The organism is Maribacter litoralis, assembly GCF_003075045.1.
Classification (GTDB): Bacteria; Bacteroidota; Bacteroidia; order Flavobacteriales; family Flavobacteriaceae; genus Maribacter; species Maribacter litoralis.
Genome location: NZ_QCZD01000004.1, coordinates 207,677 through 223,406, shown reverse-complemented (window position 1 = coordinate 223,406; position 15,730 = coordinate 207,677). Strand labels below are relative to the sequence as shown.

Genomic DNA, 15,730 nt, shown 5'->3' with positions numbered 1-15,730 from the left:
TTATGAAGAAGGTAGGTTTATACTTTGGTACCTTTAACCCTATACATATAGGTCATTTGGTCATTGCGAACCATATGGTAGAGTTTTCAGATTTAGATGAGGTTTGGTTTGTTGTAACTCCTCAAAGTCCGTTTAAGACCAAGAAAACGCTTTTAGACGATCACCAAAGGTTTGATATGGTTTATGAAGCAACAAAAGAGTACGATAAGTTAAAGCCTAGCAATATTGAGTTTAATTTACCGCAACCAAATTATACCGTAAATACACTGGTTCATTTAGAAGAAAAATATCCAAATGGCTATGAGTTTTCCTTAATTATGGGTGAGGATAATTTAAAAAGTCTTCATAAATGGAAAAATTATGAAACCATATTAGAGCACTACAATATTTACGTATATCCAAGAATATCGAATGGTGTAATAGAGCATCAATTTAAAGGGCATGAAAAAATTCATCCGGTGAGTGCGCCTATTATGGAAATCTCTTCAACCTTTATTAGAAAAGCACATAAGATCGGTAAAAATATCAAGCCTTTACTACCGCCAGAAGTTTGGAAGTATATGGATGAAATGAATTTTTATCGATAGAGATTACGATTGATTTACCTGTTAACCGCCGGTACCAAGTTTGCCGGAATTATATTTTTGGTCTTAGCAAATGCAAGTGATAGTTGACCATCTTGTATGTCATCCAACACCCATTGCCCATCGGTATATTCCATCACCCAAATTTTCTCTTCGTCATCATATTTATTACTGCCTTGTACAATTTTATGGGTATCGTTGCTTTTAAGATAATCCATAATGTTTGCAGTTATTAAAAATGCGATTCTAGAGCCTTCAAGATTTTCATGCTCCGAAATTTCGAGGTATAATGGTTTAACCGATTTTATGCCATCTACCTTGCAAACATTCCTCAGGTTCTCTTTTTTCCATTCATCTAAGTGAACCAATTGTTGATTTTGCCAGTACCAATGACTAATATAGCTAGAGGCCTCTTTTAAATCTTGGTTGTTCCAAGCTATATATACTCTGTTGAAAATATTGCGAACATTCTTATCTAAATTAAGCCAAGAGAAATCTTTATTTCTTTTACCTAATTCCAATAATTGCTTTTTACAGTTTTTAACTGCAAAATATTCCCTGAAATATACATAGATGGTTAAAGGAAGAAAGATAATTCCAAATATACTTAAAAGTACTTTCCCCCACCAAGTCTTAAATATTGCTTTAACCACCGTGCCGCCAGGACCGGCGTACATTGGGTCTATATCAAAAAGAACTAGGGCTAACACCAATACTAGAATTATTAAATGACTCTTTCTCATGTTACTATGGAATTAAGGTTCATTAAATAACTCTCAAAGAGTTGAGTTTAGTATGTTTTCATTCAATTAAAGCGAATTCGCTTTGCGTAAGTTGTCCGTAGCAAGATATTTATCTCCTTCATTGTAATACCAAGCGCGTACCTTTGGTATTTTTATGCCGTTAACGGTTATCATTTCCGATAGTAAAATGTACTCCCCGTCATTTTTACTTTCGTCATGGAAGAATTGATATATTTCCATGGCGTACGTTTTGGGGTCAAAATAGAAGTACCAAGTGTCATCGCCCACTTCCTTTTCGTAAGTAGCTTTTAACACTAAATATTCTTTGCCCTTAAATGTCTTTTTAATTACTTTATTATCTATGATGGTGCCTGGATCTTTCAACTTCATAGGTAATCCGTAGAGGTAGGTGTAGTAATTTTTCATCATCTTAGCACGATCGCAGCTAATGTTTAAACTATCTTTTATTCTAGGGAAAATAGAAGTACTTCCATTGAGTTTTAAAGTACAATCACCTTTGTCCAATTCAGATTCAATTGTGTAATTGTCTTTTTTAACGGTAGTTTTAAAGTAATTGTTAGGAAGCTTCATTTCAATTAAAGTGCTTCGCAAACTCCTTTTTGGACTCTCCATTTCAATAAGCATTTTACCTTTAAATGTAGACCAGTTATCATTAGGATCGTGAAATGCAATGGCGCGCTCTAATAATTCAGGTCCCGTAATATCTTGGGCGTAATTAGATACTCCGCAGCATAGTAAAACGGAAAGCAAAAAGTATTTCATAAGTATGTTTTATTCAAAAGGGCACACCCTTTAATCTAATGTAGCCGGTTTAACATCGGCATCATGTTCTTTATAGTACAATTCCAAAAGATTCATGGTGGCCGTCATCAAATCTTTTGTTTCGAGTAAGATAGTGAAATATAACGTAGTGTTTTTAGGACTTGACTCTTCTGATCTAGTACGTTCTACTTGTAAGCTTATCTTTTGGGAAACCAAATCGTACAGCTCTTGCTTATTGTTCAAAATATTACCAATCTTCTCAAAAGACCTTTCATCAAAGGCATGATAGGTGTTGTCTAGAATTTCTGCAAGCTTAATATCTATTTGCTTGAGTTCCTTAATTTGGTTGTACTTTAATTTTTTGTGGTTATTGTTGACATGCTTATGGCTTACCTTACCAATATATTCCAATGATTGGGAAATATCGGTCAAATGACCCATAGCATTTATGTAGAAATTACTTGCGCCTATATGAGCTTCTTCTAAGTTTTTGATAAAATAGAAAGTGTGATTTCTTAAATCTTCAATTTCGTTGGCCAACTTGGCCCCTTGTTTTTTATTTTTATGTAGTGAACTCAAATCTTGTTTGGCAAGACCGTTGATGGAGTTGGAGTATATTTTGTTCGCTCTTTTTACCACATTAGCGATATTCTTGGCGCTTTCTTCAATAACACCTTGAATAGAACTGCTCTCGGCACGTTTTAAAATTTCCTCCTCTTTTGTCTCCTTCAATTTTTTAGTATGAGATAAGTAGTTTTTACCTATCAATATAGATGCAAAAATCAATAATGCACCAATTGCCCAAATACCGCCTAAATGAATTACATAAGCGATAATCGCCGCCGCAACAAATGCTACGATTGCAGTAAAGAACCATCCGCCTATAACATTAAGTACACCTGCAACTCTATACACGGCACTTTCTGATCCCCAAGCTCTATCTGCCAAAGATGTACCCATTGCTACCATAAATGTTACGTAGGTGGTAGATAAAGGTAATTTTAATGATGTCGCCAAAGAAATCAATACACTAGCCACCATTAGGTTTACAGAAGCTCTAATAAGATCGAACGCTGGTTGGTCTTTCGCTTTTGCCTTTAGTGCGTAGGAGGTCGGTTTAATAAACTGGTGGTTAATCTTGTTTTGAATTGATATTGGTATAATTCCGTTTAAGTTTTCCGAAGCTTTAATTGAGAATTTTACAATTTGCCTAGATAGAAAATTTGGTTCGAAACGCTCGTCACCTTCATCTTGCCTAGATAGGTCAACACTGGTTTTTACTACATTCTTTGCTTTAGAGGAGAACCATAAAGTTACCACCATTATGATACCCGATGCCAATAATAAATATGTTGGGGTTTGTACAGCAACTGCCAGACCCTCCATATTGAATTCAGAGGCCAGTTGCCCCGAGTTAGACCAACTTAAAAAAGATTCATAAGCCGCTAAGGGCACCCCTATAAAGTTGACCAAATCATTTCCGGCGAAGGCCATCGCCAATGCAAAAGTTCCTAAAATAATGATAATGGTATAAATGTTCCATTTCATAAATGTAGTAGCCAACCAAGAAAGCGCAAACCATAGAATTAAATTTCCTAAAAGAAATAATTCTGGGTTTTCTGCAATGAACATAGATGCTTCGGGGCTAATAATCGAAGTTCCTTTAAGGCCTTTGATCAAAATGAAATATATAATCGCTGTGATGGCCATACCACCAAAAATGGCACCTACCCATTTTGGCTTCTCATTGAATTTAAAGGATATTAAAACCCGGGTAAAAAATTGAACGATGGCACCAATAGTAAATGCGACGACGACAGATAATAAAATGCCCAATATGATCTCGGTAGCTTTATCTGTATTTATATAATCGTTTAAATGGGTAATGTTACCGTCACCAGAATAGATTTTCACTAGCGATATAGCTACTGCAGCACCCAATAATTCAAAGACGATAGATACCGTTGTAGATGTGGGCATACCAAGGGTATTGAAAAAATCCAATAAGAGAATGTCGGTGATCATAACGGCCATGAAGACAATCATGATTTCCGCAAATACAAACTCCGAAGGATTAAAAATCCCTTTTCTGGCAACTTCCATCATTCCACTAGATGATATTGCACCGAAGGCTATACCAACACTGGCAACGATCATTATAGTTTTAAAGGAAATTGCTTTTGAACCTATTGCTGAATTTAAAAAGTTGACGGCATCATTACTAACACCTACAATTAAATCGGTTATGGCTAACACGGCCAATGCAATAATCATGAATAAATAAATGTTCTCGCCCATCAAAAATTTAAATAAGGAACAAAAATGATATTATAAATTATCATTCAGGTTAACATAAGGTTATGAAGTTAAAATCGTATTTCATGCAATGATGATTAATACTTTCAAAGAAACCAAGTTTTTGATGATGAAAATACTACTATTCTTTTGAAATAGATTTTTATTAAATGGTCTTTGGTCAATTTTAAAAAGAATAAAAATTGGTATTACACCTTAAAACTATTTGGTTTTGTTCGCTGCCAGCCCTAAAGTACCAGTGGTCGATGTAGAAATAGTGCTAACTTTAGTAGAAGATGGCATAGGTAAACTTTTAGCGTAAAGCGTTTCTAAAATAGTTGCCTGCTCTCCATTTTTAACTTCTATTTCTAATCGCATAGGTTCATACCCCATAAATTGAACTAGAATATTATGTTTACCTGGCGCAATGTCGTTAAACTCAAAATTGCCTCTAAAATTGGTTTTTGTAGCTACCGTAGCATCGTCTAAAGAAACAGAGGCCATTAGCAAAGGCTCGTTAAAAAACTCACCGTCTAAAATTTTACCTTTAATAGAACTTGTTTCTTGTGCAAATGACAAGGAAGTTATTACTAGAGCAAATAGAACAAAAAAGACTTTTTTCATTGGTTCAAAAGATTCTCGCGCAAAGAAAGGAGTTCAAGGTTAAGAAAAGGTTACCTAAGAATTATGAATACGTATTTAAAAGGTTAAGATTCTAGTTTGTAATAACTTAGTTGTGCAAAGTTTCACCGGTTAAAAATTGGTAAATGCTGTATCTTGCACTTCGAAAATAATTGATCATAATGAATTGGGAGCAACTACTTTCTTTGCGAAGACAGGGCGATAAAAATAAACGATTACGAAATGAACAAGATGAAACCAGGCTTGGGTTCGATGTTGATTATGACCGCATTATTTTCTCATCTGCTTTTAGAAGTCTTCAAGACAAAACCCAGGTTATTCCATTATCAAAAACCGATTTTGTACATACCAGATTAACACATAGTCTAGAGGTTTCTGTAGTAGGTAGAAGTTTAGGGAGACTTGCTGGAAAAAAAATTATTGAAAAACATCCACATTTAAAAGAAGTGCACGGCTATCAATTCAATGATTTTGGAGGTATAGTTGCTGCCGCAGCCCTAGCTCATGATATTGGAAACCCTCCTTTTGGCCATAGTGGGGAAAAAGCTATAGGTGAGTATTTTAAAACGGGTAACGGACTTAAATTTAGAACGCAATTTACCGATGTTGAATATCAAGATATAATAGATTTTGAAGGAAATGCAAACGGATTTAGATTTTTGACCCAAGATAGGGCAGGGGTTTCTGGAGGATTACGTTTAAGTTATGCCACTTTGGGTGCATTTATGAAATACCCAAAGGAATCATTACCAAAAAAACCTAGCAAACACATTTGTGATAAGAAATTTGGGTTTTTTCAGAGTGAAAAGCACATCTTTGAAGAAATCGCCGAAGATTTAGGGTTGCCAAATAGAAGTTTAAATGGTTCGGTTTCATATGGTAGGCACCCATTAACCTTTTTGGTTGAAGCTGCAGATGATATTTGCTATACTATTATCGACTTTGAAGATGGTATTAACCTCGGATTAATTTCTGAAGATTATGCGCTGGAGTATCTAATAAAACTGGTAAAAGATACCATAAATACCAAAAAGTATAATTCTTTGGAGTATATGGAAGATAGGCTAAGTTATTTACGAGCACTAGCCATAAACACTTTAATACAAGATGCCGTATCTATATTTATAGAATATGAAGAGCAAATTTTAAATGGTAAGTTTGAAGTCTCCCTATTGGACAAAAGTAAGTTCAAAGCTCAAATTGAGGATATTATTAGTTTGAGTGTGCAAAAAATATATCAATCACAAGAAGTAGTGGAAAAAGAGATTGCCGGCTATACCATTATCTCAGATATTTTAGATGTTTATATCAATGCGTTGATTCAGAAGAAAAACAATAACGCCAGTAATTATCACAAATTAATACTGCAAACGTTACCTGGTCTTTACAGGAAAACAGATACCTCTTTATATCAAATTGTATTGAATACATGCTGCTATGTTGCTAGTTTATCGGATAGTGCAGCGGTACATATTCATAATAAGATTAAAGGAAGAACCCTTTAGAAACCATAAAGAATACCCACGCCCAATACTTGTTTAAATTGAATTTTGGGCGTACCTGCATTAGTAACAGTGCCTGTATCGTCTTTGACCACATCAAAAAGAATGTCGTCATCAAAAATTACCTGTGTGCCCAAATTGGTACTTATGTATTTGTTCACCTTCATATTCAAGGTAAGTTCCCAATCAACATCTATGTTACCAAAACTTTTTATGTAATCGGAATACAAGTTTAACCTGCTTTTAAGTTCAACATTATCTGCAATGTTATAGCTTAAGTTGTTGGTGATAAGTATACCAAGTTCCAATAAATGGTTTTTTCCAGGGGTGATGACGTTTCCTTCTGCATCTAAAATGGCTTCGTCAACACCAAAAGCACCACTGTCAGCTAAATCTTGGTCTAAAACAAAAGTCGATTTTTGAGTTAATGGGGATAGGTAAAGATTGAACTTTTCATCTTTGGTAATATAGGAGGTACCTGCACCGAATAATAGATAACCAGGTGCCATAAATCTAGATATGGGCGTATCTCTATCTGGATATTTGTAACCATTGGAAAATTGCGTGTTAAAGTTCAATTGAACGGAATAGAACCACCTACTGTTATTTTCTTTTTTAAAACCTAGGTTAGAGGTAAGCCGAATTACATCTTCTGTTTTTCTTAGCTTTTGACCTTCTTGAGCGTTTAGACCATATCTTAACTCTAAATTATTATCCCATTGAAAATTGCTGAATTTATATTTTCTGGCAAATTTTAGAAATCCTAGTCCGCTTATGGCATTGTCACCACCAGCATTCCAGTTCACAAAGGCTACCTCGCTAATATTAATACCAAAACTGTTTTCGGTTTCCCAAAATGAAGGCACTCTAAAACGTTGAAAGCCTTTTTTTAGCGTTTTGGTTTTTTTAAAATCTATTTTGGGTATTTGAAGATTCACATCCTTTTTAGGTGTAAAGATTTTATTTACCGTTCTACGAATAACGATAGTATCTACGGCTATACTGTCAACGGTAACACTATCAACAATTATTGGTGCGGGAATTGTATCTTGACCGTATGATACTAATGTTACTAGAAAAAGTAACGGAAGCAGAAATTTAAGCGGTTTCAAAGCTATTCTTTTCATAGAAATTGTTGTACATATTTTTTTACGGACATCTTATCTATTCCTGCTTTTTTATACAGTTTCTGGGTATTGCCATGTGTAATAAAATTGTCAGGAACACCAAATATCTTAATTATTTTGTTGATTCCAACATTATTGGCAAATTCTAACACTGCGCTACCAAATCCGTTAATAGATGAACCATCTTCTATCGTAATAATATGCTCAAAATTCTGTAAGATTTCTTTTAATAAAACACTGTCCAAAGGTTTTATAAAAGGAAAATTGTAATGTGCTATTTCATCAGGTTCGTCTAAAGCAATTAACATATCTGATATCATGTTGCCAATTGGTCCGGTGCTGATAATAGCAATTTTTGTGCCTTTTTTTAAAATTTCCCCTTTTCCTATGGTAAGTTTTTTCATAGGCAATTGCCAATTGAGCGTTTTGCCTCTTCCACGAGGGTATCTAATGGCTATAGGATGATCTAAACCTAACTGCGCCGTGTACATTATATTTCGAAGGGCCATTTCGTTCAAAGGAGAGAAAATAGTAAGGTTCGGTATACATCGTAAATAAGCAATATCAAAGACTCCATGATGCGTAGGTCCGTCTTCACCTACCAGACCGGCACGGTCCAAACAAAAAATAACCGGTAGGTTCTGTATGGCAACATCGTGTATTACCTGATCATAGGCACGCTGTAAAAATGTAGAGTATATATTGCAAAAAACAATTAATCCGTCGGCGGCCATACCCGCAGCCAAGGTTACCGCGTGTTGTTCTGCAATACCAACGTCGAATGCTCTTTCTGGAATAGCTTCCATCATATATTTTAAAGAACTACCTGTTGGCATAGCGGGAGTTATGCCAACAATTTTTTCGTTTTTTAATGCAAGCTCTACTATGGTCTTTCCAAAAACATCTTGAAATTTAGGTGCTTCTATAGCTCCATTTTTCTTTTGTAATTCTCCGGTTTGTCTATCAAATTTACCGGGTGCGTGGTAGGTAACCTGGTTTTCTTCTGCCTTTTGTAAGCCTTTGCCCTTAGTGGTAATTACATGTAACAGTTTGGGACCTTCAATTTTTTGCAACCGTTTTAATTGCTGTACAAGTAAAGGTAAATCATGACCATCTATCGGACCTGTGTAATGAAAATTCAAGCACTCAAAAATATTCTCTTCTTTTGCGGTACCTGTTTTTACGTTTGTGAGGTATTTTTTTAAGGCACCTACGCTTGGGTCGATACCCATAGCATTATCATTAAGAACTATTAGAATATTTGCATTGGTAACGCCCGCATGGTTTAACCCCTCAAAAGCCATTCCACTGGCAATAGAAGCATCGCCGATTACGGCAATATGTTGACGTTCTATTTTACCTTGTAATTGTGCAGATATAGCCATACCCAATAAGGCTGATATTGAGGTAGAACTATGACCCGTACCAAAGGCATCAAACTCGCTTTCCTTCATTTTCGGAAATCCGCTTATACCACCAAACTGCCTATTGGTGTCAAAAATATCTTTTCTACCGGTCAGTATTTTATGCCCATAGGCTTGGTGCCCCACATCCCAAATTAATTTGTCTACAGGCGTGTTGAACACATAGTGCAATGCTATGGTAAGTTCTACCACACCTAAACTTGCACCTAAATGACCTTCTTTTACAGAAACAATGTCAATAATAAATTCACGTAATTCAATAGCCAATTGCCCTAAATCTTTCTGATGTAAAGATTTTAGGTCTTTTGGTGAATTTATATGTTCTAGAATCGAATTCAAGTTGTTGGTATAAAGGCACAAAAATACTTTTTTAAAAATGAAACTGTTGTATTTTTGACCTTATGGTTTTACCTTTTGATGATACTTATTTTATGAAAAGAGCGCTTCAAGAAGCTGAGTATGCTCTTGAAGCTGGTGAGGTACCTGTAGGAGCGGTAATTGTTGTACAAGATAAGATTATTGCCAGAGCCCATAATTTAACCGAAAAGCTTAATGATGTTACCGCCCATGCTGAAATGCAAGCAATTACTTCTGCAGCTAATTTTTTAGGAGGAAAGTATTTAAAAGATTGTACTTTGTATGTAACCTTAGAGCCCTGCCAAATGTGTGCAGGTGCCTTGTATTGGAGCCAGATTGGTAAAATAGTTTATGGGGCAAAAGATCCCGAACGAGGTTTTGAGGCGATGGGCACAAAACTTCATCCTAAAACGAAGGTTCTTGGGGGTATTTTAGCTATTGAAGCTGCCAGTTTATTGCAAGAGTTTTTTGCAAAAAGGAGAAAGTAATTTTTTGTAGTAAACGAAAAACCACGCTTTTGCGTGGTTAGTTAATTTTATACTTAAAGAAAAACTATTTATAGTACTTGAATTTGTCCGGCAACCGTACCTTTTCTTCCTTCTTCCTCTTCATAGCTTACTCTATCTCCTTCTCTTATTTCAGTGCCATGTAATGCAGTGGCATGAACAAAAATATCTTTTCCAGTTTCTTCATTGGTTATAAATCCATAACCTTTAGATTCATTGTAAAATTTGACGGTACCGATCATTGTATTGAAATTTTAATATTAACATTCTAATTTAATATATTTTCAGCTTGATTGGTAGAAAAATAGATGATTATTTTTTTGGAGTGTCTTGATTATCAGTGTTTCTAGGTTCTTTTCCCTGCATTTTTCTTACATTTTCATCGGTAAGCATATAATCTTTGAACTTTTTGCCTTTGCTCTCCTTTATTAGAAAAAGTGGCATCGCAAGTAAAAATAGCCCAAGAGTACCTGATCCAATATATCTATGTGATAAGGCTTCTTGGCTGGCATCTAAGGTAAAGCCGTAAATTATGAGTCCGATTGAGATTAAGACTATCAGTGTTATAATGTATTTCATGTCCTTAATTTTATTTTAATCGTCAAAGCTTACTTTGTAAACCTTATAAGTTCTCTTCTGTAGGCGGTCAATAACTTAGATTTTGAAACAAAGCCCATGTATTTTCCATGTTTCACCACAGGTAAGTTCCAAGCGCCGCTGTCTTGAAATTTTTGCATGACTATTTGCATGGTGTCAATACCGTAATATATATGATCGGGTGCTTTATGGGTAAAGGTTTCAACCTTGGTAGTATTATACAATTTTGTATCGAACATAAATTCCCTAATATCATCTAAAAGTATAATACCTAAAAATTTCTGATTGGTGTCAACTACAGGAAATATGTTTCGGGTAGATTTTGCGACCGAATCATGTAGCATTTCTCCCAAGGTCATTTCTGGATGTACGGTTTTAAAATTCGTCTCTATAACGGAATCCAAATCCATTAAGGTTAATACTGCTTGATCCTTGTTATGGGTCAACAACTCACCACTTTCTGCTAATTCTCTTGTGTAAATCGTGTAATCAACGGTGTTTTTGGTGATGATATATGAAATTGATGCGGTAATCATTAATGGAACAAATAAGGAATAACCGCCTGTTATTTCAGCGATGAGGAATATTGCGGTCAAGGGTGCGTGTTGCACACCTGCAATAAGACCGGCCATACCGATCAACGTAAAGTTACTTTCCGATACAGAAAACCCTAAACCAGAATTGTTGATCAACTTTGCTACTACATTACCTAACGCACTGCCCATTACCATGGTGGGTATAAAAATTCCGCCTGCACCACCAGCTGCCAATGTAGTGGTCATCGCCACGGCCTTAAAAATGGTTATGCCGAACAGTAATGCAATTACGACCCAAATATTATCGATATATGCGTCTAACGGTGTTTTTCCTAATGCGCTAATATGATCACCTTTCAAAAGGTCGTTTATAAAGGAAAAACCTTCACCGTATAATGGTGGTATCATATAAAGCATTATACCAATAGCCAACCCACCGACCAAAAGGCGATATTTTGGACTTTTCAACGGTTTGAATAGGTTGATGATACCAAAATACATTTTTGTAAAATAGATAGACGCTACCGCTGTACCTACACCAAGAACAATATAAAATAGTGTATCCTTAACTTGAAATGGTTCATTGATAGAAAAGTTGAACAATATCTCATTACCCATAAAAAAATAGGAGGTAAGTACGCCGCTAATAGAGGCCAATAATAGGGGAAGCATAGATATCATAGTAAGATCTAGGCTAAATACTTCTACCGCAAAAATAATGGCGGCAATGGGTGATTGAAATATTGACGATATCGCACCTGCCGATGCACAGGCAATCAATAGGGAACGGGTTTTACTGTTAATATGAAACAGCCTACCAAGATTTGAACTAATTGCCGCTCCAGTTGCCACTGCTGGTCCCAGTAACCCCACCGAACCACCAAAACCAACCGTTAATGGAGCTATAATCAATTGGGTGTATACTTGCTTAACGTCAATATGACCTTTGTTCTTTGATAAGGAAAATAAGATCGATGATACGGCGTGCTTTAGTTTCTCTTTATGTACAAATTTTACATACAAATAAACCAATGTCAGTCCAATGATAGGGAGGATAAAATACAGCTGATTACTAGAGAAAATGATTCCTTTTTCAAGAGATGCTTCAATGAAATAGGTAATGTTTTTTAGGGTTACCGATGCTAAACCAGCTAAAAGACCCACAACTACACTTAAGATATAAATAAAGGTCTTTTGGGAGATGTTCTTATATCTCCACTTATAAATTCGCTTTAAGAAGTTGTTCGTTTGAATGGGCATGGTTGAGCCATAACATTATTAGGGGTCAAAGGTATTTAATTACTAGCTATGATTTTTGATTTTAGTTCTTCTAAATCTAATAGGTAAATTTGACGGAGTGTTTCAACATAAGCTCTATTGTTATAATAGCCGTTGTTGAAATCTACAATGGTATCTTCGATCATGTTTAAAGCTGCCTTTTTATGGCCTTCATTTAATAATAGCTGTGCTTTGTAATATTTAGCATCTGCAGAGCTGGTAAAGTACTGAATAACTTTGTCAAAATTCTCATTTGCTTTCTTTGTATTACCAGATTCAAAATAGGCTATCCCTCTGTAAAGAAAAGCTTCTAGCTCTACCCAATCTTCACCCGAATCTTCTGTTTCTTTAGTAATGTGTTTGTCCCAATAAGCAATAGAATTATCATAGTCTTTTGCGCCTAAATAGGCTATGCCGCGCCAAAAATCGACACTATGCCCTTGTGGATAATCTAAATATGAGGTAATTGTATCTGATGCATTAAAATCTGCGATAGCCTTTTCATAATCTCTATAAAACCATAAGTAGAGGTAACCCCGCCAAGGTATACGTTGCACAGGATTTAGTTTTACAGCTTTATTATATTGAGGCAACCATTTATGTGGTAATCCACGTTTTAGGTCGGCTACAGAAAGCTCATAAACCCCAGGTTCATATGTTGAGTCTATAGCTACAGCTTCAGCTATACCATTTTGAAAAGCAACTGAGCCTTGTCTAAAAAATATAGCATCTTTAAATCTTTCTTCAGCCAAAGTTCTAGCATCTTTTTCATTACCATTATCTGTGCAAGAAATTGATAATAATAGTATAAAGCAACTAAGGAATAATTTCAACCACTTTTCCATTTTCTATTCGGTATGATAGGTACATGTAATAATTGCCAGGCTCTTCTTTGAATTCTAATGGTTTCCAATTTTTGGATAAAGCCGTAAATGAAAAGAGGGAGTCTACCATATTAGAATCAAGTTCAGTTTCTTCTAAGTCAAGATTCATTTGAATGATTTCAAACCATCCTGGATTTCCTTCACAATTAACCAAAAATCGAAAATTTATATATCCTGAATCATTAAAAGTATCTCCTTGGTAACTCTCCGCTAAGTTTATTCTAAATTGCTTTTGGTATTTGCGTATGCATCTAAACCCGCACTACTATACGTATGATATATACCGCCATCATCACATAATGAATAAACATCATTTAATAGGGCTTTTTCCTGATCAATATATCCTACATAATTTTTATAAGGTCTATCGGTGGTGTCATATGCATTCTCGAACTTGTAGTAAAAATATCCCGCAAAAACCCCTAATATGAGTAGGATACCCAATAAACTAAACAATAAAATTTTAACCCATTTTTTCACAAAGTGAATTTAACAAAAAATACCTTACATGAATAGTGCTTTATTTTAATGAATAAATAGAAACTAGTAGAAAACAAAAAAATCCTGCACAGTGGCAGGATTTTTAATTATAAATTGATCAAGATGAACTATTCTTGAATATCTAACTTTAAATTCAATTCTTTCAGTTGCTCGTTATCAATAGCTGCGGGGGCATCGATCATTACATCACGACCACTATTGTTTTTAGGGAAGGCGATAAAATCTCTAATAGTTTCTTGTCCGCCTAAAATAGCTACGAGTCTATCTAAACCAAATGCTAGTCCGCCATGTGGTGGTGCACCGTATTGGAAGGCATCCATTAAGAACCCGAATTGTGCTTTTGCTTCTTCCGGAGTAAACCCTAAATGCTTAAACATGGTCGCCTGTGTTTCTTTATCGTGAATACGAATAGATCCACCGCCAATTTCGTTACCGTTCAATACCAAATCGTAAGCATTGGCGCGTACTGCACCTGGATCGGTTTCCAATAATTCTAACTGGCCTGGTTTAGGAGAGGTAAACGGGTGGTGCATGGCATGGTAATGACCGGTTTCTTCATCAAGTTCCAATAATGGGAAATCTACTACCCATAATGGTGCAAATTCGTTTGGTTTTCTTAGCCCTAGTCTTGTAGCCATTTCCATACGTAAGGCACTTAACTGTGTTCTTGTTTTATTGGCATCTCCAGAAAGTACACATATAAGGTCCCCTGGTTTAGCACCGGTGATTTCTGCCCATTTAGCCAAATCATCTTGGTCGTAAAACTTATCTACGGTTGATTTATAGCTTCCGTCTTCGTTACATTTTACATAGACCATTCCTTTGGCACCAACTTGTGGACGTTTTACCCAGTTTACCAAGGCATCTAATTCTTTACGTGTGTAAGAGGCTGCACCTGGTACGGCTATACCAACTACAAGTTCAGATGAATTGAAAACTCCGAATTCCTTATGTTGTGCAACGGCATTTAATTCACCGAACTCCATTCCAAAACGAATATCTGGCTTATCGTTACCATATTTGCTCATAGCTTCATCATAGGTCATTCTTGGGAACGACTCGATTTCAAAACCATTTACTTCTTTCAAAAGGTATTTTGTCAAGTTTTCAAATACGTTAAGTATATCTTCTTGCTCAACAAATGCCATTTCACAATCTATTTGTGTAAACTCAGGTTGTCTGTCGGCACGTAAATCTTCATCTCTAAAGCACTTTACAATTTGAAAATACTTATCCATACCACCAACCATTAGCAATTGCTTAAAGGTTTGTGGTGATTGCGGCAAGGCATAAAATTGTCCTTCGTTCATACGACTTGGTACCACAAAATCTCTGGCACCTTCCGGTGTTGATTTTATAAGGTACGGCGTCTCTACTTCTATAAAACCTTCACCAGATAAAAACTTACGAACTTCCATAGTTACCTTACTTCTAAATATAAGGTTGTTCTGTACAGGTTTTCTACGGATGTCTAAATACCTATATTTCATGCGTAGATCTTCACCACCATCGGTTTCGTTTTCGATAGTGAACGGCGGAGTCTTAGATTCGTTTAATATGGTTAATTCAGATACCAAAACTTCAATATTACCCGTTGGGATGTTTGCATTTTTGGAAGCTCTTTCAATAACTTCACCTTTTATTTGAATTACAAACTCCCGACCTAAATTTCTAGCTTGTTCTAAAAGTGTTGCATTAGTACGATCTTCATCAAGTACCAATTGTGTAATACCATAACGATCACGTATATCTACCCAAACAACAAAACCTTTGTCCCTGGTTTTGGAAACCCACCCAGAAAGGGTAACAGTTGTACCAATATGTGATTCTCTTAGTTCCCCGCAGGAATGGCTTCTATACATAACATGTGCTTTAATGAAAGGGCAAATTTAAGAAGTCTATTTCATTATAGGTCTATATAAAAGGTAGGTTTTATTCGATGACCGGTTTTAGGGAAGTCGTATAAGTTAA

At 35.6% G+C, this 15,730-nt stretch carries 16 protein-coding genes; 3 read left to right on the top strand and 13 right to left on the bottom strand.

The genetic code is table 11. The features are described from left to right. Positions 1-2: 2 nt before the first annotated feature. Positions 3-587: a nicotinate (nicotinamide) nucleotide adenylyltransferase gene (nadD, locus tag DCS95_RS16590; RefSeq protein WP_116771913.1), complete on the top strand. Its 585-nt coding sequence runs from the start codon at positions 3-5 to the stop codon at positions 585-587. 14 nt (positions 588-601) lie between these two features. Here the strand turns inward: nadD and DCS95_RS16585 are convergent, their stop codons facing one another. The 4 genes from DCS95_RS16585 to DCS95_RS16570 all read right to left on the bottom strand — a co-directional run bounded on the left by DCS95_RS16585 (position 602) and on the right by DCS95_RS16570 (position 5,029). Beyond that, the gene (locus tag DCS95_RS16585; RefSeq protein ID WP_116771912.1) at positions 602-1,327 is read right to left on the bottom strand and encodes a Tim44 domain-containing protein; all 726 of its coding nucleotides are present in this window, start codon (positions 1,325-1,327) and stop codon (positions 602-604) included. A gap of 66 nt (positions 1,328-1,393) precedes the next feature. After that, positions 1,394-2,110: a DUF6503 family protein gene (locus DCS95_RS16580; protein WP_116771911.1), complete on the bottom strand. Its 717-nt coding sequence runs from the start codon at positions 2,108-2,110 to the stop codon at positions 1,394-1,396. A 30-nt stretch (positions 2,111-2,140) separates the two neighbouring features. Continuing rightward, positions 2,141-4,408, bottom strand: coding sequence for an inorganic phosphate transporter (locus DCS95_RS16575; protein WP_116771910.1), 2,268 nt, complete (start codon positions 4,406-4,408; stop codon positions 2,141-2,143). 219 nt (positions 4,409-4,627) lie between these two features. After that, entirely contained in the window at positions 4,628-5,029 is a 402-nt protein-coding gene (locus tag DCS95_RS16570; protein WP_116771909.1) for a carboxypeptidase-like regulatory domain-containing protein, read from the bottom strand. Positions 5,030-5,208: 179 nt separating this feature from the next. Between DCS95_RS16570 and DCS95_RS16565 the strand changes: the two genes are divergently transcribed. Next, complete coding sequence (locus DCS95_RS16565) at positions 5,209-6,552, top strand: deoxyguanosinetriphosphate triphosphohydrolase (RefSeq protein WP_116771908.1); 1,344 nt, start codon at positions 5,209-5,211, stop codon at positions 6,550-6,552. Here DCS95_RS16565 and DCS95_RS16560 read toward each other — a convergent pair. Both DCS95_RS16560 and DCS95_RS16555 read right to left on the bottom strand, forming a co-directional pair. Continuing rightward, the gene (locus DCS95_RS16560; protein ID WP_116771907.1) at positions 6,549-7,676 is read right to left on the bottom strand and encodes a DUF3078 domain-containing protein; all 1,128 of its coding nucleotides are present in this window, start codon (positions 7,674-7,676) and stop codon (positions 6,549-6,551) included. The genes DCS95_RS16565 and DCS95_RS16560 overlap by 4 nt on opposite strands. Continuing rightward, positions 7,673-9,439 (bottom strand): 1-deoxy-D-xylulose-5-phosphate synthase, encoded by a 1,767-nt coding sequence (locus DCS95_RS16555; protein ID WP_116771906.1) that lies wholly within the window; start codon positions 9,437-9,439, stop codon positions 7,673-7,675. Before DCS95_RS16555 ends, DCS95_RS16560 begins: the two co-directional genes overlap by 4 nt. Before the next feature lie 62 nt (positions 9,440-9,501). On the opposite strand from DCS95_RS16555, the gene DCS95_RS16550 reads away from it, so the two are divergent. After that, complete coding sequence (locus DCS95_RS16550; protein ID WP_116771905.1) at positions 9,502-9,945, top strand: nucleoside deaminase; 444 nt, start codon at positions 9,502-9,504, stop codon at positions 9,943-9,945. A 68-nt stretch (positions 9,946-10,013) separates the two neighbouring features. Here DCS95_RS16550 and DCS95_RS16545 read toward each other — a convergent pair whose 3' ends face one another. From DCS95_RS16545 to aspS, 7 genes are all read right to left on the bottom strand, one after another. Beyond that, positions 10,014-10,205, bottom strand: a complete 192-nt coding sequence (locus DCS95_RS16545; RefSeq protein ID WP_116771904.1) for a cold-shock protein — start codon at positions 10,203-10,205, stop codon at positions 10,014-10,016. Positions 10,206-10,275: 70 nt separating this feature from the next. After that, positions 10,276-10,542 carry a hypothetical protein gene (locus DCS95_RS16540; protein ID WP_116771903.1) on the bottom strand — a complete coding sequence of 89 codons (267 nt, stop codon included), beginning with the start codon at positions 10,540-10,542 and terminating at the stop codon, positions 10,276-10,278. Positions 10,543-10,571: 29 nt separating this feature from the next. Further along, complete coding sequence (locus DCS95_RS16535) at positions 10,572-12,356, bottom strand: chloride channel protein (protein ID WP_116771902.1); 1,785 nt, start codon at positions 12,354-12,356, stop codon at positions 10,572-10,574. A gap of 35 nt (positions 12,357-12,391) precedes the next feature. Beyond that, positions 12,392-13,219 (bottom strand): tetratricopeptide repeat protein, encoded by an 828-nt coding sequence (locus DCS95_RS16530; RefSeq protein ID WP_116771901.1) that lies wholly within the window; start codon positions 13,217-13,219, stop codon positions 12,392-12,394. Continuing rightward, positions 13,191-13,367, bottom strand: a complete 177-nt coding sequence (locus DCS95_RS20300) for a hypothetical protein (protein ID WP_164674223.1) — start codon at positions 13,365-13,367, stop codon at positions 13,191-13,193. Before DCS95_RS20300 ends, DCS95_RS16530 begins: the two co-directional genes overlap by 29 nt. Positions 13,368-13,474: 107 nt before the next feature. Then, entirely contained in the window at positions 13,475-13,738 is a 264-nt protein-coding gene (locus DCS95_RS16525; RefSeq protein WP_116771900.1) for a hypothetical protein, read from the bottom strand. A 128-nt stretch (positions 13,739-13,866) separates the two neighbouring features. Beyond that, entirely contained in the window at positions 13,867-15,621 is a 1,755-nt protein-coding gene (gene aspS, locus DCS95_RS16520; protein WP_116771899.1) for an aspartate--tRNA ligase, read from the bottom strand. Positions 15,622-15,730: the final 109 nt, after the last annotated feature.

Bases quoted from the DNA above. Each gene is read 5' to 3' on its own strand.
- nadD (WP_116771913.1), top strand. From the start codon at position 3: ATGAAGAAGGTAGGTTTATACTTTGGTACCTTTAACCCTATACATATA.
- DCS95_RS16585 (WP_116771912.1), bottom strand. From the start codon at position 1,327: ATGAGAAAGAGTCATTTAATAATTCTAGTATTGGTGTTAGCCCTAGTT.
- DCS95_RS16580 (WP_116771911.1), bottom strand. From the start codon at position 2,110: ATGAAATACTTTTTGCTTTCCGTTTTACTATGCTGCGGAGTATCTAAT.
- DCS95_RS16575 (WP_116771910.1), bottom strand. From the start codon at position 4,408: ATGGGCGAGAACATTTATTTATTCATGATTATTGCATTGGCCGTGTTA.
- DCS95_RS16570 (WP_116771909.1), bottom strand. From the start codon at position 5,029: ATGAAAAAAGTCTTTTTTGTTCTATTTGCTCTAGTAATAACTTCCTTG.
- DCS95_RS16565 (WP_116771908.1), top strand. From the start codon at position 5,209: ATGAATTGGGAGCAACTACTTTCTTTGCGAAGACAGGGCGATAAAAAT.
- DCS95_RS16560 (WP_116771907.1), bottom strand. From the start codon at position 7,676: ATGAAAAGAATAGCTTTGAAACCGCTTAAATTTCTGCTTCCGTTACTT.
- DCS95_RS16550 (WP_116771905.1), top strand. From the start codon at position 9,502: ATGGTTTTACCTTTTGATGATACTTATTTTATGAAAAGAGCGCTTCAA.
- DCS95_RS16545 (WP_116771904.1), bottom strand. From the start codon at position 10,205: ATGATCGGTACCGTCAAATTTTACAATGAATCTAAAGGTTATGGATTT.
- DCS95_RS16540 (WP_116771903.1), bottom strand. From the start codon at position 10,542: ATGAAATACATTATAACACTGATAGTCTTAATCTCAATCGGACTCATA.
- DCS95_RS16535 (WP_116771902.1), bottom strand. From the start codon at position 12,356: ATGCCCATTCAAACGAACAACTTCTTAAAGCGAATTTATAAGTGGAGA.
- DCS95_RS16530 (WP_116771901.1), bottom strand. From the start codon at position 13,219: ATGGAAAAGTGGTTGAAATTATTCCTTAGTTGCTTTATACTATTATTA.
- DCS95_RS20300 (WP_164674223.1), bottom strand. From the start codon at position 13,367: ATGAATCTTGACTTAGAAGAAACTGAACTTGATTCTAATATGGTAGAC.
- aspS (WP_116771899.1), bottom strand. From the start codon at position 15,621: ATGTATAGAAGCCATTCCTGCGGGGAACTAAGAGAATCACATATTGGT.